This window comes from Tenacibaculum piscium (assembly GCF_021390755.1).
Taxonomy (GTDB): Bacteria; Bacteroidota; Bacteroidia; order Flavobacteriales; family Flavobacteriaceae; genus Polaribacter; species Polaribacter piscius.
This window is the reverse complement of the sequence record NZ_JAJGWR010000001.1, coordinates 757935-780011: the sequence shown is the minus strand read 5'-3', so window position 1 is coordinate 780011 and position 22077 is coordinate 757935. Positions and strand designations below refer to the sequence as shown.

Below are 22077 nucleotides of genomic sequence, written 5' to 3'. Positions count from 1 at the left end.
ATGACAACACAAACATCCACTAAAACCAGCAAAGTTAAATTAAATTCTATTGAAGAAGCGATTCAAGATATTAAAGATGGAAAAGTAATTATTGTCGTAGATGATGAAGACCGTGAGAATGAAGGCGATTTTTTAGCAGCGGCAGACAAAGTAACTCCAGAGATGATTAATTTTATGGCAACCCACGGTAGAGGCTTAATTTGTACGCCACTTACCGAGAATCGTTGTGATGAATTATCATTAAATATGATGGTTCATAATAATACCGACCCGATGGAAACTGGTTTTACGGTTTCGGTAGATTTACGAGGAAAAGGCGTAACCACAGGTATTTCTGCTGCCGATAGAGCCCTTACTATACAAGCGTTAATCAACCCAGAAACAAAACCTTTTGACCTTGCGCGTCCTGGTCATATTTTTCCTTTAAGAGCCAAAAACGGTGGTGTTTTAAGAAGAACAGGACATACCGAAGCAGCTGTTGATTTTGCTCGTTTAGCAGGATTACAACCCGCAGGAGTTATTGTTGAAATAATGAATGAAGATGGTACAATGGCACGTTTACCAGAGCTTTTAAAAGTTGCCAAAAAGTTCGATTTAAAAATCGTTTCTATTGAAGATTTAGTAGCCTACAGAATGGAACATGATTCTTTAATTGAGAAAAAAGAAGATTTTGATATTCAAACCCGTTTTGGTGATTTTCGTTTAAGAGCCTACGAACAAACTACGAATAATCAAATACATATCGCTTTAACAAAAGGAACTTGGAACCATAATGAACCTGTTTTAACACGTATAAATTCTACCTTAATTAATAACGATATTCTTGGTACACTAACCAGTAATGCCGATAAAAAGCTAGATCAAATGTTCAAGCTTGTAAACGACCAAGGAAAAGGAGCTATTTTATTTATCAATCAGCAGAGTCAAGCGCTAAACTTACTCAAAAGATTGAATTTATTACAAGAAAATCAAGCGAATGGAGAAATGAAAGCTCCTAAAGTTATCATGGATTCTAAAGATTTTGGTATCGGAGCGCAAATATTACACGATTTAAAAATTCATAAATTACGCTTAGTTTCTAACAGCCAACAAACCAAACGTGTCGGTATTATCGGATATGGTTTGGAAATTGTTGATTATGTAAATTATTAAAAACTTATTTTATAAGATAAAAAAGGAAGCTTTAAATAGCTTCCTTTTTTTTATTTTAAAGTCTGTTTAAAAATTAAATAAACTGTCAGTTCGAGTGATTTTTTTCCTTCAAAAAAATTGTATCGAGAACTTTTTAGTATCAAATTCATCAACATAAAAATTCAAATTCTCGATACAATTTTAATTCCTTTTAGTCATTAAAATCACTCGAATTGACAAAATCATCTGAAAAAAATATAGTGGCAAAAAATGACGGCAAGGGGTTAAAACCCCTTGTTAAAAAAAGCTAAAATCACAAAAAAAGCTAAAAATTCTGGCAAATTAGGATGGGAAACTGAAATAAAATCCCTTTGACACATTTTTATTTTAAAACAAGGGGTTTTAACCCCTTGCCATACTATTTTTCTGTTATAAAACTTTTTTAGATGAAATTTAAACAGGCTCTGATATTTTTGAACTTAAATAAAATAACTTGTAAAAAAGTTAAAATAAAACTCAAATTTCTAGCCCCGATTGAAGCTTTGTTTGAGCTCTTTTTTTGATTTTTCTTCAAAAAAAAGCGAGTGCGGAAAGCGGGAAATTGCTTCAAAAAAAATTATAACAATTGTACCGCTTTTTTAACTTGTTCAAACTCTGTTACAATTTCATCTAAAACTTCTTTGGCGGATTTAATTTGATGAATTAACCCAGCAACTTGACCAATTTCAAGTTCTCCTTCGTTTAAATCGCCTTGAAACATTCCTTTTTTGGCTCTTGCTCTTCCTAATAATTCTTTGAGTTCTAAAACGGTTGCTTTTTGCTGATATAATTCCTGAATATCTTGATAAAATTTATTTTTAATCAAGCGAACAGGTGCTAATTCTTTTAATGTTAGTTGTGTATCACCATCTTGAACAGCAATAATTTTCTCTTTAAAATTAGCATGTGCTGACGATTCTAAAGTTGCCGCAAAACGACTTCCTATTTGAACGCCATCTGCTCCTAAAATCATGGTTGCTAACATGCTTTTTCCTGATGAAATTCCGCCTGCAGAAATTACAGGAATTTGCACTTTTTCTTTAACCATCGGAATTAAAGTAAGCGTTGTCGTTTCTTCTCGTCCGTTATGTCCGCCCGCTTCAAAACCTTCACAAACAACTGCATCTACGCCTGCCGCTTCGGATTTTAAGGCAAATTTCACAGAACTCACAACATGAACAACCGTAATTCCTTTTTCTTTTAAAAAGGCTGTCCAAGTTTTCGGATTTCCTGCGGATGTAAAAACAATTTTAACACCTTCTTCGATGATAATATCCATTATTTTTTCAACATCAGGATACAACATTGGTACATTTACACCGAAAGGTTTATCGGTTGCTTTTTTACATTTTTGAATATGTTCACGCAAAATATCAGGATACATCGACCCTGCGCCGATTAATCCCAAACCGCCTGCATTAGAAACTGCGGAAGCTAATTTCCAACCAGAAATCCACACCATTCCACCTTGAATAATTGGATATTTTATATTGAAAAGTTGTGTTATTTTATTTTGCATTTTTTTTAAATTTTATAAAAATTCACAAAAAATATTAAGATATTACTCCTGAGCCTAACAATTCTTCATTTATATACCAAGCAACAAATTGTCCTTCTTGAATTGCTGATTGTTTATTTTCAAATTCGACATATAAGCCACTTTCAACTTTATGCAAAGTTGCTTTTTCTAATTTTTGACGATAGCGTATTCTTGCTTCTACTTGCATCGTTTCGCCTGTTTTTAACGCTAAATCTTGACGAATCCAATGCAATTCTTCATTAGAAACAAACAATACATTTCGATATAAACCTGCGTGATTTTTACCTTCTCCTGTATAAATGATATTTTCATGCACATCGGTTTCGATAACATATAATGCTTCTTTTGTTCCGCCAACATTTAAGCCTTTTCGCTGTCCTTTGGTAAAATAATGTGCCCCTTGATGCTTACCAACTGTTTTTCCACTTTCTTTTTTGTAAGAAAATTTTGTTGCGAAATAAGCTAATTCAGCTTCTTTATTTTCAAAAGATGGAGTTTCACGATTATACGGTTCAAAACTTGCTGGAATTTGGACAATTACACCTTCCTTGGGTTGTAATTTTTGTTGTAAAAAATCGGGTAAACGTACTTTTCCGATAAAACATAATCCTTGAGAATCTTTTTTATCGGCAGTAATTAAATCGGCTTTTTGAGCAATTTCTCGCACTTCGGGTTTTGTTAATTCACCGATTGGAAACATAGCTTTTTCAAGCTGTTTCTGCGATAATTGACATAAAAAATACGATTGGTCTTTATTCGAATCCTTTCCTGCTAGTAATTTATAAACTGCTTTGTCATCAATAATTTCTTCTGATTTTCGGCAATAATGTCCTGTTGCTACATAATCTGCACCCAAACTTAAAGCGATGTCCATAAAAACATCAAATTTAATTTCTCGATTACATAAAATATCAGGATTTGGCGTACGTCCTTTTTCATATTCATTGAACATATAATCGACAATACGTTCTTTATATTGATCGCTTAAATCCACTGTTTGAAATGGGATTCCTAATTTTTCAGCAACAAGCATTGCATCATTGCTATCTTCTAACCACGGACATTCATCGGAAATTGTAACCGAATCATCGTGCCAATTTTTCATAAATAAGCCGATAACTTCATAGCCTTGTTCTTTTAACAAATACGCCGTTACGCTACTATCTACACCTCCCGAAAGTCCTACTACTACTCTTTTCATTTTTTACTTTTGTAAGCCACAAATTTACGAATAAGTTTCTGTTTTTTGGGAAGTTTCTACAATGGAAAAAACCAATACTAACATCAATTAAATTGATACTACTATTGGTTTTTTATAATTTCAACTATTTTTTTTATTTTTTTTTGATAAAATCTTGATTAATTTTTTAGGTCGGTTAATTTTCTAGTTTTCTTTTTATCGACTTTTTCACCGTCCATATAAAACTCCCATTTCCCGACTCTTTTTCCTTTTTGATAAACGCCTTCTTCTTTGATATTTCCTTTCAAATCGTAATATTTCGCTTTTCCTTCCAATTTATCATTTAGATAAAGTACTTCTTCAATTAAAATTCCAGCATCGGTAAATGTTTTAGAAACGCCATTTTTCAACCCATTTTTATAGCTTATTTGTTGGGTAATTTTTCCATTCGGATAATAATTTATAAGTTCACCATCTAACTTTCCGTTTGTATAATTTTCTTGGGAAAAAGGTTTGCCATTTAAAAAATAATAATTCCATTTTCCAATACGATTTTTGCCAATCATCTTACCTTGTGTTTTTACTTTTCCGAGTTTATTATAGAATTTAACCGTAGCAGTACCGTTTACAAAAGTTTTTGTGATGCTTGGTTGTGATGATGAATTTATATCATAAAATTTAAAAACGCCTATCTCTTTTCCATTTTGAAAAGTTCCTGTATAGCGCGTTTTTCCATTGGGATATAATTTTTTCCAAACACCAGTTCTTTTTCCGTTAGCATCCAGTTTATTTAATTTCTGAGCATTTACAGAAATCATAAAAAAAGTAGCTATTAAAAGAAGTAATATTGTTTTATTTTTAGAATATAACATTGCTGTTTTTTTTATGGATTAATTATTTTCAAGCTGATTTTCAGTTTATTTATCAAAAAAAAAATGAAAAACAATAAGTTCAAAAATACATAAATCATACCAAATAGAAAAAGCTACTTAACGTATGTATCATTAAAATTGATAAATAGCGCTAAATAGCTTTTGATTCGTAATTATTAATCGAAGAAATTAAAGAAAAATAAGCTTCAATTATCCTAATCTTTTAATTTTTTCGTTAGAATGAACTGGTAAACATTTTTTTAATTCTTCTACAATTCGATAAGTTGCAGGACAAATAGCCGTATTTGCAATCGTTAAATCTGAAATTTGGATAAACTTTTTACGGTTTGTATGAGGATATTCTGAACACGCTTTTGGGCGAACATCATAAATAAAACAAGAATTATCACGTTCATCTAAAAATGAACACGGTGCTGTTTTTAGTACCATAAAATCATCTTGATCACGCTCTAAATATTGAGATTCAAAATCACGAACTTTCATTCTTAAATGCTTGGCGATACGCTCAGTATCTTTATCCGTAAAAATAGGGCTGGTTGTTTTACAACAGTTCCCACAATCTAAACAATCGGTTTTTGCAAACTCCTTGTCGTGCAAATCTTGTACGACAACATCGAAGTTTTTAGGTACTCGTTTTTTTATGGTTGCAAAATATTTTTTATTCTCCTTCTCTACGTCTTTTGCTAACTTCTCTAAGTTCTCTAAATCTTTATCCATAGTGCAAAAATAGTCATATAAATTGTTAGAATCAGTTTAAATACAGCGAGTCAAAATCAAAATAGAAAATCAAAATAAATTATGTAGTTTTGTTATTCAATTTTCAACTACTAATGAGCATACAAACCTTAATAGAAACCAAAGTAAAAGAAGGATTTTCAACCTTATATAATATCGAAATTCCGAGTGTCGAATTTCAAGCAACCCGTAAAGATTTTGAAGGAGATATCACTGTCGTGGTTTTTCCTCTTTTAAGATATAAAAAAGGAAATCCTGTTCAAATCGGCGAGGATTTAGGGAAGTATTTGGTTGAAAACGTTACTGAAATCACTAATTATAATGTCGTTAAAGGGTTTTTAAACCTAGTGATTGATGACACCTTTTATACGAATTTCTTCAATAAAATTAGTGCAAATTCTTCTTATGGATTTATTTCACCTTCGGCGGATGATTCTTCTCGTATGGTAGAATATTCATCGCCAAACACCAACAAACCGTTGCATTTAGGACACGTTCGTAATGTTTTATTAGGATATTCAGTTGCTGAAATTTTAAAAGCATCGGGTAAAAAAGTATATAAAACTCAAATCATTAATGATAGAGGAATACATATTTGTAAATCGATGTTAGCTTGGGAAAAATTCGCTCCCAATGGGAGTGATGGCAAAAAAGAAAACCCTAGTAATACGGGATTAAAAGGTGATAAATTAGTAGGAAACTATTACGTAAAATTCGACCAAGAATACAAAAAAGAAATAGCAACTTTAATAGCTTCAGGTGTTTCTGAAGATGATGCTAAAAAACAAGCACCTTTATTTTTAGAAGCGCAAGCAATGCTTCGTAAATGGGAAGCTGGTGATGAACAAGTTGTAACACTTTGGAAAGAAATGAATTCTTGGGTTTACAAAGGATTTGATGTTACGTATAAAAATATAGGTGTCGATTTTGATACATTATATTACGAAAGTAACACGTATTTATTAGGAAAAGATGTTGTTGAACAAGGATTAGAAAGTGGTGTTTTCTTTAAAAAAGAAGATGGTTCTGTTTGGTGTGATTTATCTGAAGAAGGTTTAGATGAAAAACTGGTTTTACGTTCTGATGGAACATCAGTTTATATGACGCAAGATATTGGAACTGCTATTCAACGTGCAAAAGATATGCCCGATGTTGGCGGAATGGTTTACACAGTTGGTAACGAACAAGATTATCACTTTAAAGTATTATTCTTAATTTTAAAGAAATTAGGATATTCTTGGGCTGAACAATTACATCATTTAAGTTATGGAATGGTAGATTTACCTTCTGGAAAAATGAAATCTCGTGAAGGAACTGTTGTTGATGCCGATGATTTAATGGACGAAATGACAGATACAGCTCGTACTATTTCTCAAGAATTAGGTAAATTAGAAGGCTATTCTGACATTGAAAAAGAAGAATTATATAGAGTTATTGGTTTAGGAGCTTTAAAATATTTCATCTTAAAAGTTGATCCTAAAAAGAGAATTTTATTCGATCCGAAAGCTTCTGTAGATTTTCAAGGAAATACAGGTCCTTTTATTCAATATACGTATGCTAGAATTCAATCTATTTTAAGAAAAGCAACTTTTGATTATTCAAAACCTGTTTCTATAGATTTACACGCAAAAGAAAAAGAATTAATTAAACAATTAGAATTATATCCTGAAGTAATTCAGCAAGCGGCTAAAAATTATTCGCCTGCCGTAATTGCTAATTACACCTACGAATTGGTAAAAGAATTCAATTCTTTTTATCAGAATGTACATATTTTAGGAGAAGAAAACCAAGATAAAAAAGTATTCAGAGTTCAATTATCAAAAAAAGTTGCCGATACTATTAAATCTGCATTTGCTTTATTAGGAATTGAAGTTCCTGAAAGAATGTAATAAAATGTTGCTTCTGCCCTATTTATTTTTTGATAAAAAAGTGATAAACTTTAAAAAATTGAAAAATAAATAGGGTTGAAAAAACGAAAATTCGCGTTAGGGATTGAACGGCATGTTTGAGCTCTTTTTTAAATATTTTTCATATTTAAAAAAAGCGAGTAGTGAAAGCCCGCCCGAACGCCCAAATTCTCGATACGATTTTGAAAATAAAATCACTCGAAATGAAAAAAATATATAAAATAAACAAACAATAAGTAAAAAATTAACAACATGAAATACGACGTATTAATAATCGGAAGTGGTCCTGGAGGTTATGTAACTGCTATTAGAGCATCTCAATTAGGCTTTAAAGTTGGAGTAATTGAAAAAGAAAGTTTAGGTGGAATTTGCTTAAACTGGGGATGTATTCCTACAAAAGCATTGTTAAAATCTGCTCAAGTTTATGATTATTTAAAACATGTTGATGAGTATGGTTTAAAAGCGGAAGCAATCGATAAAGATTTTGGAGCAGTTATTAAACGTAGTCGTGGTGTTGCCGAAGGAATGAGCAAAGGTGTTTCTTTTTTAATGAAGAAAAACAAAATTGATATTATTGACGGTTTTGGTAAAATTAAAACTGGTAAAAAAGTTGATGTTACCGCTAAAGATGGTTCTGTAACTGAATATGCTGCTGACAATATTATTATCGCAACTGGTGCACGTTCTAGAGTTTTACCAAATTTACCACAAGATGGTGAAAAAGTAATTGGTTATCGTCAGGCAATGAGCTTACCTAGTCAGCCAAAATCTATGATTGTTGTAGGTTCGGGTGCTATTGGTGTTGAGTTTGCACATTTTTACAATTCAATGGGAACGGATGTTACTGTTGTTGAATTTATGCCAAATATTGTGCCTGTTGAAGATATTGATGTTTCGAAACAAATGGAACGTTCTTTCAAAAAATCGGGTATTAAAGTAATGACAAGTTCATCTGTTGAAACTGTTGATACTTCTGGCGATGGCGTAAAAGCTACCGTTAAAACGAAAAAAGGTGAAGTTGTTTTAGAAGCAGATATTTTATTATCGGCAGTTGGAATTAAAACAAATATCGAAAACATCGGTTTAGAAGATGTTGGAATTATTACTGATAGCGATAAAATTTTAGTAAATGATTTTTATCAAACAAATATCCCTGGTTATTTCGCTATTGGTGATGTAACTCCTGGACCAGCTTTAGCACACGTTGCTTCTGCTGAAGGAATTACTTTAGTTGAAAAATTAGCTGGTTTACATACTGAAGCTATCGACTATGGAAATATTCCTGGTTGTACGTATGCAACTCCTGAAATTGCTTCTGTTGGAATGACAGAAAAACAAGCAAAAGAAGCTGGTTACGATTTAAAAGTTGGTAAATTTCCTTTTTCTGCCTCTGGTAAAGCAACTGCTGCCGGAACTACAGATGGTTTTGTAAAGGTAATTTTTGATGCAAAATATGGTGAATGGTTAGGTTGTCATATGATTGGTGCAGGTGTTACCGATATGATTGCTGAAGCTGTTTTAGGTAGAAAATTAGAAACTACTGGTCATGAAGTTTTAAAAACAATTCATCCTCACCCAACAATGAGTGAAGCTGTTATGGAAGCTGTTGCTGATGCTTATGATGAAGTGATTCATTTATAGAGATTCTGATTATTTAAAAAATTTTACATCAATTTTTAAACATAAATATTGATGTAAATTTTAAGTAAATTACGGGTAAATTATATAATTTCTATTCGTAAACTTACTCTAAATAATCTTTTATACAACAAAACCTCATCAATTTGGTGAGGTTTTGTTGTATATAATAGATTAAAGAAAATGTAATTATTTTAATGTTTTTTCACTATATTTATGATATTATAATTTTTTATTGAAAAAAACACTTTTTTTTTAACTTCGTAATAAATAATCTGTTTTTAATGGAATCTTTATTTCATTAAAAAAATAAAGATTTTTAGATTCAAAACACCTCCAAAAAATCAAAAAAATAGACGAATCTACAAAAATAAAATACTATACAACCATATATGTATATTATTTTATCGAAAAAGAAGCAAAAACAGCTGTTTTTATATTACGAATTATATATTTATACAAATTTAACACAAAATTAACCTCTAACTATCTAAAAAATAGTTCAAAAACCTCACTAAATGAGAAACAAAATTACACTCATGCTATTAATTTTGGTCGCTTCTTTGCAATCCAAAATTTTTGCACAAAAATCGGAACACAACAAACATGCTTGTAAAGCAAGTATCCAAAATGAATTAATATTCAAAAAACATCCTGAAGCTAGAAAGGAATACATTGAATTTAATAAAATAACAAGAAAATTAGCAAGAGGTCAAAAACTTCAACGTGCTAGAACATACACAATTCCAGTTGTTGTTCATGTATATGGTGAAAATCAGAATGGAAAAACAGTTACTACAGACATCGTTAAAACAGCTATAGATAAACTTAATCTTGATTTTCAAGGTTTAAATGATGATTTTGCAGGAACTGACCCTGCATTTAATACTGTAAAAAGCACCTTAGATATCGAGTTTAAATTAGCAAAATTAGACCCGAATGGAAACTGTACAAGTGGTGTTGTTTTTTACGATGAAAAAGCTGGTTACGGTAATGGTGGTGGATACGATGACCAAATTGCTGCTGATGCTTGGGATAATTATAAATATATGAATGTATATATTCAGGCAGAATTATATGCTGATGGTGATACGAATCAATCTGGTGTTGCTTGGTACCCTAACAGTTCAATGTCAGATGCAAATACCGCAAGAGTTGTATATAACGGAGCCTATTTACACGGAAATACAGGGAAAGAATTTGCCTCTGTATTTACTCACGAATTTGGTCACTTTTTTAACCTGATACATACGTTTCAAGGAGGATGTACCTACCCAAATGATCAAGTAGATGATACGCCTGCCGAAGATAAAGATGTAGTTGGTGCTAATTGTTCTCCTACAAGAAACTGTGAAGGTTATTTTATCAACTATGAAAATTATATGGGATATAATGGTGCAGCTGATGGTTGTTACAGAATGTTTACCAAAGGTCAAACAGACCGTATGTTAGCAGCTTTACAACATCCTGCTCGTAAAACTTTATGGGAAGCTCAGAATTTAATTGATACAGGTGTTAATAATACTGGCGGTGCCATTGCTTTAAATAATAATACAGTTAAAGAATTAGTAGCAAACGATGGTAGCTTTAACCAAGAAATAACGGTAACTCTTGATAATGCTACTTTTAGCGCTTCAACGGGTAACTTAACTCAAGGTAATCAATATAGTATTGCTTTACCTCAAGGATTATCTTCTACAGTAGCAATTACCTCTACAACAACTGCTACTCTAACAATATCAGGTATTGCAACAAATCACCTAGAAACCAATAATGAAACAGTAAACTTATCTTTTGATACTAGTGCGTTTAGTCCAGGGCAAACCTTAAGCTGTACTTCTATCGGTTTAGACTTTAAATTTTATAGCCCTTATGAAATTATTTATCATGATATTACAGATATTTCTGCAAGCACAGCTGCTTCTTGGGATAATTTAAATTTAACCAAAATAAATGGTGGTAATACCTATGGTACTTGGGCATATAAACCAGGGCATTTAAAATTAGAAACCTATGGTAAAAAATTAGTTACCAATACAGGAACAAGAGACATTACACTTTTAACCAAAAACACATTAATTTCTACGGTAAGTAATTTTACAGCTCCTGAGGCTTATCCTGGTCAATTAGATATGAGTTATGATACTTATACTGATTGGGATGCAAAAACTGGATATATTGGATTTGAAGCAGATCATAATGGGGAAACTATCCACGGATGGATGAAAGCTAGTGTTTCTGCCGATGGTGAAACGTTAACCGTTTATGAATACGCTTTTTCTACTGAACCTAATGGTGATATTTTAGCAGGACAAACATTATTCGATACATCAGCATCTGAATTACTTTTTGTATCTAAAGAAATTAAAGAAGCAACTGATAACACAGGAGCGTTTAATTATTCAACGAAAGTTACGCTTTCTGGAGCGGCAGAGTTTTCAAATAAAATATTTGTAAAAGGAACTGATTTTACAACTACTTTTCCAAGTAATTTAGCAGTTGCCTTTAATTACATCAGTAAAGATGAACTTGAAGTAACAGTTACAGGAATAACGACAAACCATACTGTGGCTGATAATTCTAATTACACTATTAGTTTGAATAGCAGTGCATTTACCTCTGGATTTGACAGTGTAGTAAATAAAGCAAATGATTTTGATGTTGTATTTAGAGATCCTTATGAAATTATTTATGATGACATCGTAGATATTACAGCTACCACAGGAGCTGGTTGGGATAATTTAAATTTAACCAAAATAAATGGTAATTACGAGTATGGAGTTTGGCTTTTTGAAGCAGGTAAATTAAAATTAGAAACCTACGGAAAAAGATTAGTTACCAATACAGGAACAAGAGATATTTCATTTTTACCTAAAAACACCTTAATTTCTAAAACGGATAACTTTACGGCTCCTGCTGCCTATCCAGGACAGTTAGATATGAGTTATGACACCTATACCGATTGGGATGGAAAAACAGGATATCTTGGATTTGAAGCTGAACATAATGGGGAAACTATCCACGGATGGATGAAAGCTAGTGTTTCTGCCGATGGTCAAACATTTACTGTTTATGAATACGCTTTTTCTACAGAACCAAGAGGAGATATCAAAACAGGACAAAAATTATTTGATTTAGATGCTTCTGAATTAGTTTTTGCATCTAATGAAGCTAGAGAAACAACTGATAACGAAGGTTCTTTTAATTTTTCAACTACCATTACGATTGATGGCGTTGCAAACTTTACCGATAAAACATTTGTAAACGGAACTGATTTCACAACTACTTTCCCTAATGATTTTACCGTAGCAGTTAGTTATGTAAATGCTAAAGAAGCACAAATAACTATTACAGGAACGACTATAAGTCACGCTAAAAGTGAAACAACTAGTTTCGATATTAGTTTTAATAGTAGTGCTTTTACTTCTGGATTTGATAAAATTTCAAATAAAGAAAACAGTATTTCTCTTAAATACAGAGACCCTTACGAAATTATTTTTGTAGATAATGATGATTTATCAGCAAACAAGGCTAATAATTGGTTTAATTACAATTTAACAGCAATTAATGGTTCTCATTTTTATGGTGTTTGGGCACATACAGATGATACGACTAATAAAGAATATTTAAAATTAGAAACCTATGGTAAAAAATTAGTTACCAATACAGGAACAAGAAATATTACATTTTTACCACAAAATGCATTAATTTCTACAGCAAGTAATTTTACAGCTCCTGAGGCGTATCCTGGTCAATTAGATATGAGACATGAAGCATATACCGATTGGGACGGAAAAATTGGATATATTGGTTTTACAACCGATCATGATGGAGAAACCATTCACGGATGGATAAAAGCAGGTGTTTCTGCCGATGGAAAAACATTTACTGTTTATGAATACGCTTTTTCTACAGAACCAAATGGAGATATCGAAGCAGGACAATTAGTATTTAGAGGTGATAATTCTGAATTAGAATTTAATTCTAAAACTGTCGCTGAAAACGAAGATAACACAGGAATTATTAATTTCACTTCAACAATTCGTATTGGAGGTGTAGCTAATTTCAATAATAAAACATTTGTAAATGGAACAGATTTTACATCAACAATTCCTAATGATTACAATGTTGAAGTTATCTATTTAAATGAAAAAGAAGTTCGTTTAACAATTACAGGAACGTTAAATAGTCACGGAAATGATGCTTCTGCGAATTATGATATTACTTTTAACAGTACTGCTTTTAGTAATGGTTATGCTGATGTCAATAATAAAGTAAACACCCTTGATTTTAATTTTTCTGACCCTTATCAAATTATTACAGGAACTTTGAATAGTTCTACTCCTTGGGGTCCTTTTACACTTTATGATTTAGACGCTGGTAATAATAATCAATCATTTGGTGCATGGAAATCTGAAGATGATTTAAAAATTGAAAACAACGGTAAAAAAATAATCCTAAATGGTAGTACTGATAATATTACACTTATCAATGAAAATCAATTAATTTCAGAAAATGATAATTTTAGTCTTGGAACCTATAAACCTAATATACATACCTCTTCGTATACTACATGGGCAGGAAAAACTGGATATGTTGGTTTTGAAGCATTATACCAAGGTGCGACCGTATATGGTTGGTTTAAAGCGACTGTTCTAGCAGATGGTAGTCAATACACTATTACAGAGTATGCTTTTTACACCAAACCTAAAGGAGCAATTTTAGCTGGTGCAACTACCTTACCAACAACAATTACATGGTCAGGAGCAACAGATACTGATTGGAATAATGCAAATAACTGGATAGGAAATACCGTTCCAACAAGTGCTGATGATGTTATTATCCCTGCAAATGCGACTAAATTTCCTACATTAACACAAGAAGTTACTTTAAATAAAGTTACCATCGAATCTGGTGCTACTTTAATTACCAATAGTAAATTAAATGCGAACGTTACTTATAACAGAAACTTACCTACCAATAACTGGTATTTAGTAAGTTCTCCGCTAAGTAATGAAACGCTTTCAAATATTATTGTAAATAATGATTTTGCTTCAGGAACGGCTGGAAATATCGGTTTAGCTTCTTATAAAAATGATGGAACAGTTTGGGATTATCAAACGATAGGTTCTAAAGGAAATTTTGTTTCTGGAAAAGGATATTCTGTTAAGTTAAAGACTGTTGCCGATGTTAAATTTACAGGTGATGTGAATTACGAAAATGTAACAATTCCTGTAACAACTGCTACAAATAGTTATAACTTAGTTGGAAACCCATATACTTCTTATATTAATTTAGAAGAATTTTTCAACGCGAATCCTTTAAACACGGTTGTAAAAGAAGCTACAATTTGGTTATGGAATCAAGCAACAAATAGTTATGATTTAAAATTAGCAGGTATTGATACTGATTATCAAATTGCACCAACACAAGGTTTCTTTGTAAGTGCCAATGCAAATACCAATGTAACTTTTGATAAGAATAATCAATCACATACTGCGGGTACTTTTCAAAGACAAGCAAACCCTAAAACGCAAGTAAACGTAACTGTTACTTCAAATAATGGAACAGCTAAAACAGCTAAAATCTATTATTTAAATGAAGCAACTACAGGTTTTGATAATGGTTTTGATGGAAGTGTATTTAAAGGAGCTAAAAGCAACTTTAGTGTATTTACAAAATTAGTAAACAACGAAAACAGTAATGATTATGCTGTTCAATCGTTACCAATTGCTGATTTAACAACAACTGTTGTTCCTGTTGGTGTAAAAGCAACTGCAAATGAAACTATTGTTTTCTCTGCAAAATCTTTTAACTTACCTGAAAATACCGAAGTTTATTTAGAGGATAAAGGAAATGAAAAATTTATTAATTTATCAAAAGAAAAGTATAGTGTACGATTAAAGAAAACAACTAATTCAGGTCAATTCTTTATACACACAGCTTCAAAAAATGTAAATGATGTTGCAAAAACAGCAAACATCTTCATTTCTCAATCAGCTAAAAATGAGTTAACCATTACAGGATTACAATCAGAAAATAATACGATTGCAATATATTCTACGATAGGGAAACAAATTTTAAGTAAAACTTTTAAATCAAACGGAACAACTGTAATAAACTTACCTAAAGTATCTGCAGGAGTTTATATTGTTAATTTAACAAGTGATTTAAAAAAGATAAACAAAAAAATTATTTTAAATTAATTATTTAAAAACAGACAAAACATCATGAAAAAACAACATATATCAAAAGATACCAATATTAGCCGTAAAGAAGCTTTACAAAAAATCGGAAAACACGGAAAATATGCTGCTTTAACAGCCCTTGGAACGTATATGATTTTAAGCCCTCAAAAGGCACAAGCTCAAAGTCCTACAGGTCCAGAAGATCCAGGTACTGATTTTTAATTAATAGTTAAGACCCCCTTAATTTATTTATCTCCAAGAACATTTAGTTGTTCTTGGAGATTTTTTTGCTTAATTTTTTGCTTAATTAGCATGACAAATATTCTAAAAACTACTCGTTTAAATAATATCAAATACAGAGAATTACAGTTCATAGAGTATATTTGTGTATCACAAAAATTTGTTAAAAAATAAAATATCTATGAAAAAAAAAATAATGCTTACCGCTATGGCTTTGGGAATTTTGACAGCGAATGCTCAAAAAAAAGAAAAACTAAATAAAAATGAGGATGCTCAAAAAATTAATGTCTACGCTAGTTTAAGACCTGCGATTACGTACCGAAACGATAGAATAACAAATATAAAAAGTTTAGATGTTACTGATTTTTTCTCGCGAATAGGCGTAAAAGCGGAACAAAAAATTGATAAAAATTTAACCGTATTCGTTAGAGGAGAATGGGATATTGATATTGAAGGCGATGCTGATTTTGGTGATGCTCGTTTAGGATATGCAGGTTTAAAAGGAAATTGGGGACGTATTGCCATTGGAAAACAATGGTCACCACATTACAATATCGTGGCGGAAGTAACCGATGTTTTTAACAATCGTTCAAGTCCATTTGCCTATGACACACAGAGTCCTTTTAGAACTAATAATTTAGTAACTTATAAGAATAGTTTAGGGAATTTCAAAATTGATGCAGGAATACAAATAAATGGAGATTCTGGCTCTACAAATGGCGGTGTTACCGATGACACTTTTGGAAGAAGTTATGTAGATACTGCCGTACTTGGTTTGGGATATACTGCTGAAAATTTTTACGTAGGGACTTCGTATCTTTCTGATGAAGATGCTGATGGAATTAAGCGTGCTATTTTTGCTTTTGCTGGAGCGACTACTTTTTTCAATAATTTATATATGGCTATGAATTATCAAAATATAAATATCAAAAATAGTGCTGATTTAAAATTAGACGCAAGTACTTTAGATATTGTTGCAGTATATTCTTTTAATGAAAGTTACAATGCTAAAGCTAGTTATTTTAACTACGACAATGGCACTATAAACGGTACTGGATTTAATTTCACTTTTGAGAAAAGATTCAAAAAGAACGTTCGAACGTATGTTGAACTTTTAAATTATAAGGATACTGATAAACCTGCAATTACGAATATTTCGGTTGGTTTACGTTATGACATATCCTATGATTTGTTATAAAATTATATTGAGAAATTATATTGAGTGTAATTTAACAGGCTCTAAAAATAATCAAGAAAACAAAAAACTCGAAGCTATAAACTTCGAGTTTTTTTATCTATTAAAATATCAAAAAAATTATCTAATTAATTTTCTATATTTAATTCTTTTTGGCATTAAATCTCCACCCAAACGTTTCTTTTTATTTTCTTCATATTCAGAAAAACCTCCTTCAAAGAAATAAACTTCACTATTTCCTTCAAAAGCTAAAATATGTGTACAAATTCTATCTAAAAACCATCTATCATGAGAAATAACTACGGCACATCCTGCAAAGTTTTCTAAACCTTCTTCTAACGCTCTTAATGTATTTACATCTAAATCATTGGTAGGCTCATCTAATAATAAAACGTTTCCTTCTTCCTTTAAAGTCATTGCTAAGTGTAAACGGTTACGCTCACCTCCTGAAAGTGTAGAAACTTTTTTGTTTTGTTCGCTTCCTCCAAAGTTAAAACGACTTAAATAAGCACGAGAATTTACTTGCTTCCCTCCCATCATTACTAAATCTTGTCCTTCAGAGAAATTTTCCCAAATAGATTTATCAGGGTCTATATTAGAGTGTGCCTGATCTACATACGCGATTTTTGCCGTTTCACCTACATTAAAACTTCCTGCATCAGGAGTTTCTTCGCCCATTATCATTTTGAAAATAGTGGTTTTACCTGCACCGTTTGGCCCGATAATTCCAACAATTCCTGCTTGCGGCAAGTTAAACTCTAAATTATCGTATAATAATTTATCTCCAAAAGCTTTTGAAACACCACTAGCCTCAATAACATTGGTTCCTAAACGTGGACCATTTGGAATATAAATTTCTAATTTTTCATCCGTTTGTTTCTGATCTTGGCTCATCAACTTATCATAATTCTTCAAACGTGCTTTTTGCTTTGTTTGACGACCTTTTGCACCTTGACGAACCCATTCTAATTCTCGTTCTAATGTTTTTTGACGCTTAGAAGCAGTTTTGCTTTCTTGTGCCATTCTTGTTGATTTTTGATCTAACCAAGAAGAATAATTTCCTTTCCAAGGAATTCCTTCACCTCTATCTAATTCTAAAATCCAACCTGCAACATTATCTAAGAAATACCTATCATGCGTTACCGCGATTACCGTTCCTTTATATTGTGCTAAATGATGTTCTAACCAATGTACAGATTCCGCATCCAAGTGATTGGTAGGCTCATCTAATAATAAAATTTCTGGTTCTTGTAATAATAATCGACATAAAGCGACTCTTCTTCGTTCCCCTCCTGATAAATTTTTAATTGGCGTATCACCATCTGGAGTACGTAAAGCATCCATGGCAATTTCAAGTTTGGTATCTAATTCCCAAGCATTAGAAGCATCAATTTTATCTTGAAGCTCTGCTTGTTGCGCCATTAACTTGTCCATTTTATCAGCATCAGAATACACTTCTTCTAAACCAAACATATCGTTGATTTTGTTGTATTCCTCTAAAATAGCCACCGTTTCTGCAACACCTTCTCTTACAATTTCGATAACCGTTTTGGTTTCGTCTAATTTTGGTTCTTGTTCTAAATAACCAACTTTATACCCTGGTGAAAAAGTAACATCTCCTTGGAAATTTTTTTCTACTCCAGCAATTATTTTTAATAAAGTCGATTTACCCGATCCGTTTAAACCTAAAATACCAATTTTAGCTCCGTAGAAGAAACTTAAATAAATATCTTTTAAAACTTGTTTATTGGTACTTTGATAGGTTTTTGAAACCTTATTCATTGAAAATATAACCTTCTTATCGTCTGACATTTTGTGCTATTTTTTTATTAATTAAACTCTTCCTTTTAAGGCGTTGAAAACCCATGCATTTGCAAAAAATCCTAAACCTACTGCTGCAAAACCATATCCTGCTACGTCATCATATCGAAAAGCTCCTAGTAGCACTAGTAAAAGCCCTATTAAAACCATTATAATTGTTGCCCAAGCGAGGACATTATTTTTATTCATTGCCATAATTTACTCTTTAAAAAAATATGTAGCACAAATATCGGTTTTTATTTTATAATCTCTATTGACAAATTACTGATTTTACCTTAAAAAGAGGTTAAAAAGGCGTATCTGTGTTCATTTTTGATGATTTATTGCTTTTTTTATTTATTTTGATGATTTTTTAGGCTCTTCCTAATTTACGTAAAGCAACCCATTGTTTCATTTTTTCTCTAGCATCTGTTGCTGGATAACCAAGTACGGTTTTTCCTGCTGGAACATCGGCAATAACACCAGAACCTGCACCTACAGTTGCTCCAGAGTGAATAGTTACATGATCTTTTATAGAAGCGCTTCCGCCGATAATAACGCCATCGCCTAAGGTTACCGACCCTGCTAAACCACTGCTTCCAGCCATAATACAAAACTTCCCTAATACGCAATTATGCCCTATTTGCACCAAGTTATCAATTTTACAGCCATCGCCTAAAATAGTGGCACTAAACTTTCCTCTATCAACACAAGAATTTGCACCAATTTCTACTTGATTTCCAATAATTACATTTCCGATATGTGGAATTTTCGTTAATCCTTGTGCGCTTGGTCTGTATCCGAAACCATCTGCTCCGATACTTACATTCGTATGAAAAATACAATTATTTCCGATAACACTTCGTTCTCTAACAACCGTTCCTGACCAAATTACCGTATTTTTTCCAATAGTTGTATCATCAAAAACAGTTACGTTTGGATACAAAATAATTGCGTCTGCTAACACTACATTTTTACCGATATAACAATTTGCACCAATTTTACAGCCTTCGCCAATTTTTGCGGTTTTATCAATAACAGCCGTTGGATGAATGTCAATTTCAAAAGATGGAGCTTCTGGCTGAAAGGCTTCTAATAAAATCGCCATAGCTAAATCGGGATTTTTAACTTTGATAAACGCCTTATCTGTTCCTGGTTGAATATCTAATTTTTCGCAGATAATGGCAGCACTTGCATTGGAATTTTCCCATAATTTTGCAAATTTCTTATTCCCGATAAAAGTAATTTGTCCTTTTTGAGCTTTTTCAATTTGCTCAGGAGCAGTAATTTTTTCAGAACAATTTCCTAGTAATTCTCCTTTTAATAATGAGTTGATTTCTTGTATAGTAAATGACTTCATTTTGTTTTTTTGGGGATTAATTTGCTAAAAATAGTGTTTAATTCCTTATTAAAGACAAATCAAAAAAAAATCCTACAGTAATGTAGGATTTTAAAAATGTTAGTATTTTTTATTAAATCTCCGCTGCTAATCTACTTCCTTGATTAATCGCACGTTTTGCATCCAATTCCGAAGCAAAATCTGCCCCACCAATTACGTGTATTTTAATACCTTTTTCTTCTAAAGGTGTTACTAATTCTTTCAGCGGAAGTTGCCCTGCACAGATAATGACATTATCTACGGCTAGTATTTTTTGCTCCTCGCCTTGGGTATAATGCAAACCTTCATCATCAATTTTCGTATATTGAACTTCGCCTATAAACTGTACTTTTTTCTTTTTTAATGTTGCTCGATGAATCCAACCTGTTGTTTTTCCTAAGTTTGCGCCGAATTTTCCTTTGCTACGTTTAAACATAAAAATTTCTCTTGGCGATGGATGAAATTCTGGTGTAACATTTTCAATTCCTGCACGAGCTTTTAGCGATTTATCAATTCCCCATTCTTGTAACCACGCATCAATATTTAAAGATGTACTTTCTCCTTCATGCGCTAAATATTCCGATACATCAAAACCAATTCCACCAGCTCCAATAACGGCTACACGCTTTCCAACATGTTTTTTAAGTTTGATAACATCAATATAATTCAATACTTTTTCGTGTTCAATTCCGTTAATTCTTGGCATTCTAGGCGTAATTCCTGTGGCGATAATTACCTCATCAAAATTACCTTTTGATAAATCATCCGCAGAAACTCGTGTATTTAATTTTACGGTTACGTTATATAATTCTAATTGTTTTTTAAAATATCGAATTGTTTCGTAAAATTCTTCTTTTCCAGGGATTTGCTTCGCGATATTAAACTGACCACCTATTTCTTTATCGGCATCAAAAAGTGTTACTTCGTGTCCTCTTTGAGCTAAAATTGTAGCAGCAGATAATCCTGCTGGTCCTGCACCGACTACGGCTATTTTTTTCTTATTTTTCGTTGGATTATAATTAAATTCGGTTTCGTGGCAAGCTCTCGGATTTACCAAACAACTCGCTACTTTTTGTTGAAACGCATGGTCTAAACACGCCTGATTACAAGCAATACAGGTATTTATTTCATCATCACGTTCTTCTTTTGCTTTATTTACCCACTGCGGATCTGCTAAAAACGGACGTGCCATTGAAATCATATCGGCATGTCCTTCGGATAGTATTTTTTCAGCCGTTTCGGGCATATTAATTCGGTTTGAAGTTATCAACGGAATTGATAATTCTTCTTTCATTTTTTGAGTAACCCAAGTAAATGCTCCTCTTGGAACTGATGTTGCAATCGTTGGAATACGTGATTCATGCCAACCGATTCCTGTATTAATAATAGTTGCGCCTGCTTTTTCGATTTCTTTTCCAAGTTGCACGACTTCTTCCCAAGAACTCCCTTGTTCCACTAAATCGAGCATTGATAATCTATAAATAATAATAAAATTTGTTCCTACTTCTTTGCGAATTTTCTGAACAATTTCAATTGCTAAACGGATTCTATTTTCATACGTTCCGCCATAATTATCGGTTCTTTTATTGGTTTTTTTAACGATAAATTCATTAATTAAATACCCTTCCGAACCCATAATTTCAACACCATCGTACCCTGCTTCTTGCGATAGTTTTGCAGAATTTACAAAATCTTTAACCGTTCTTCGTATGCCTGATTGCTTTAATTTAAACGGCGTAAACGGATTTATCGGCGCTTTTATTTTTGATGGAGCAACCGTTAAAGGATGGTATCCGTAACGCCCAGAATGTAAAATTTGCATACAAATTTTACCGCCTTCTTTATGCACGGCATCGGTAATTATTTTATGTTCTCTTGCGTGTTTTTTAGTGCTCATTCTAGCGGAAAATGGCGCTGTCCAACCTTGAATATTTGGCGAAATTCCGCCTGTAATAATTAAACTAACTCCTCCTTTTGCACGTTCGGAATAATACGTTGCGATTCTTTGTGTACCATTTTTTTCTTCCTCTAAACCTGTGTGCATAGAACCCATTATTACACGATTTTTTAATGTAGTAAAACCTAAATCTAATGGTTCAAAAATATGTTTGTATTTCATCTATTGAGAGTTTTAAAGTTTAAAAGTATTATGCATGCATAATATATTGCAAGATACGGTTTTTTATAAAATAAAAAATTTAATTATTATCAGA

At 32.1% G+C, this 22077-nt stretch carries 14 protein-coding genes; 6 read left to right on the top strand and 8 right to left on the bottom strand.

Translation table 11 applies throughout. From position 1 onward, the window contains the following. Nucleotides 1-1152 carry a 3,4-dihydroxy-2-butanone-4-phosphate synthase gene (gene ribB, locus L0U72_RS03705; protein ID WP_233898440.1) on the top strand — a complete coding sequence of 384 codons (1152 nt, stop codon included), beginning with the start codon at nt 1-3 and terminating at the stop codon, nt 1150-1152. A gap of 595 nt (nt 1153-1747) precedes the next feature. Here the strand turns inward: ribB and L0U72_RS03700 are convergent. The 4 genes from L0U72_RS03700 to L0U72_RS03685 form a co-directional block, all read right to left on the bottom strand. Further along, nucleotides 1748-2689, bottom strand: coding sequence for an NAD(P)H-dependent flavin oxidoreductase (locus L0U72_RS03700; protein WP_233898439.1), 942 nt, complete (start codon nt 2687-2689; stop codon nt 1748-1750). A 34-nt stretch (nt 2690-2723) separates the two neighbouring features. Further along, nucleotides 2724-3911 (bottom strand): tRNA 2-thiouridine(34) synthase MnmA, encoded by a 1188-nt coding sequence (mnmA, locus tag L0U72_RS03695; RefSeq protein WP_101916953.1) that lies wholly within the window; start codon nt 3909-3911, stop codon nt 2724-2726. Between the two features lie 158 nt (nt 3912-4069). Then, nucleotides 4070-4762, bottom strand: a complete 693-nt coding sequence (locus L0U72_RS03690) for a toxin-antitoxin system YwqK family antitoxin (protein ID WP_233898438.1) — start codon at nt 4760-4762, stop codon at nt 4070-4072. Between the two features lie 210 nt (nt 4763-4972). After that, nucleotides 4973-5500 carry a YkgJ family cysteine cluster protein gene (locus L0U72_RS03685; protein WP_233898437.1) on the bottom strand — a complete coding sequence of 176 codons (528 nt, stop codon included), beginning with the start codon at nt 5498-5500 and terminating at the stop codon, nt 4973-4975. A gap of 113 nt (nt 5501-5613) precedes the next feature. Between L0U72_RS03685 and argS the strand changes: the two genes are divergently transcribed. From argS to L0U72_RS03660, 5 genes are all read left to right on the top strand, one after another. Beyond that, the gene (argS, locus tag L0U72_RS03680; protein WP_233898436.1) at nt 5614-7407 is read left to right on the top strand and encodes an arginine--tRNA ligase; all 1794 of its coding nucleotides are present in this window, start codon (nt 5614-5616) and stop codon (nt 7405-7407) included. A 270-nt stretch (nt 7408-7677) separates the two neighbouring features. Further along, nucleotides 7678-9066 carry a dihydrolipoyl dehydrogenase gene (gene lpdA / locus L0U72_RS03675; protein WP_233898435.1) on the top strand — a complete coding sequence of 463 codons (1389 nt, stop codon included), beginning with the start codon at nt 7678-7680 and terminating at the stop codon, nt 9064-9066. A 515-nt stretch (nt 9067-9581) separates the two neighbouring features. Next, nucleotides 9582-15269, top strand: coding sequence for a M43 family zinc metalloprotease (locus tag L0U72_RS03670; RefSeq protein WP_233898434.1), 5688 nt, complete (start codon nt 9582-9584; stop codon nt 15267-15269). 24 nt (nt 15270-15293) lie between these two features. Further along, nucleotides 15294-15473: a hypothetical protein gene (locus L0U72_RS03665; protein WP_233898433.1), complete on the top strand. Its 180-nt coding sequence runs from the start codon at nt 15294-15296 to the stop codon at nt 15471-15473. 199 nt (nt 15474-15672) lie between these two features. Further along, nucleotides 15673-16689 carry a porin gene (locus L0U72_RS03660; RefSeq protein ID WP_101916946.1) on the top strand — a complete coding sequence of 339 codons (1017 nt, stop codon included), beginning with the start codon at nt 15673-15675 and terminating at the stop codon, nt 16687-16689. Between the two features lie 117 nt (nt 16690-16806). On the opposite strand, the gene ettA is transcribed toward L0U72_RS03660, so the two are convergent. The 4 genes from ettA to L0U72_RS03640 form a co-directional block, all read right to left on the bottom strand. Continuing rightward, nucleotides 16807-18498 carry an energy-dependent translational throttle protein EttA gene (gene ettA / locus L0U72_RS03655; protein WP_101916945.1) on the bottom strand — a complete coding sequence of 564 codons (1692 nt, stop codon included), beginning with the start codon at nt 18496-18498 and terminating at the stop codon, nt 16807-16809. Between the two features lie 21 nt (nt 18499-18519). Then, the gene (locus L0U72_RS03650) at nt 18520-18702 is read right to left on the bottom strand and encodes a CAL67264 family membrane protein (RefSeq protein ID WP_101916944.1); all 183 of its coding nucleotides are present in this window, start codon (nt 18700-18702) and stop codon (nt 18520-18522) included. 157 nt (nt 18703-18859) lie between these two features. Then, complete coding sequence (gene lpxD / locus L0U72_RS03645; RefSeq protein WP_233898432.1) at nt 18860-19846, bottom strand: UDP-3-O-(3-hydroxymyristoyl)glucosamine N-acyltransferase; 987 nt, start codon at nt 19844-19846, stop codon at nt 18860-18862. A 112-nt stretch (nt 19847-19958) separates the two neighbouring features. After that, complete coding sequence (locus tag L0U72_RS03640; RefSeq protein ID WP_233898431.1) at nt 19959-21983, bottom strand: NADPH-dependent 2,4-dienoyl-CoA reductase; 2025 nt, start codon at nt 21981-21983, stop codon at nt 19959-19961. Nucleotides 21984-22077: the final 94 nt, after the last annotated feature.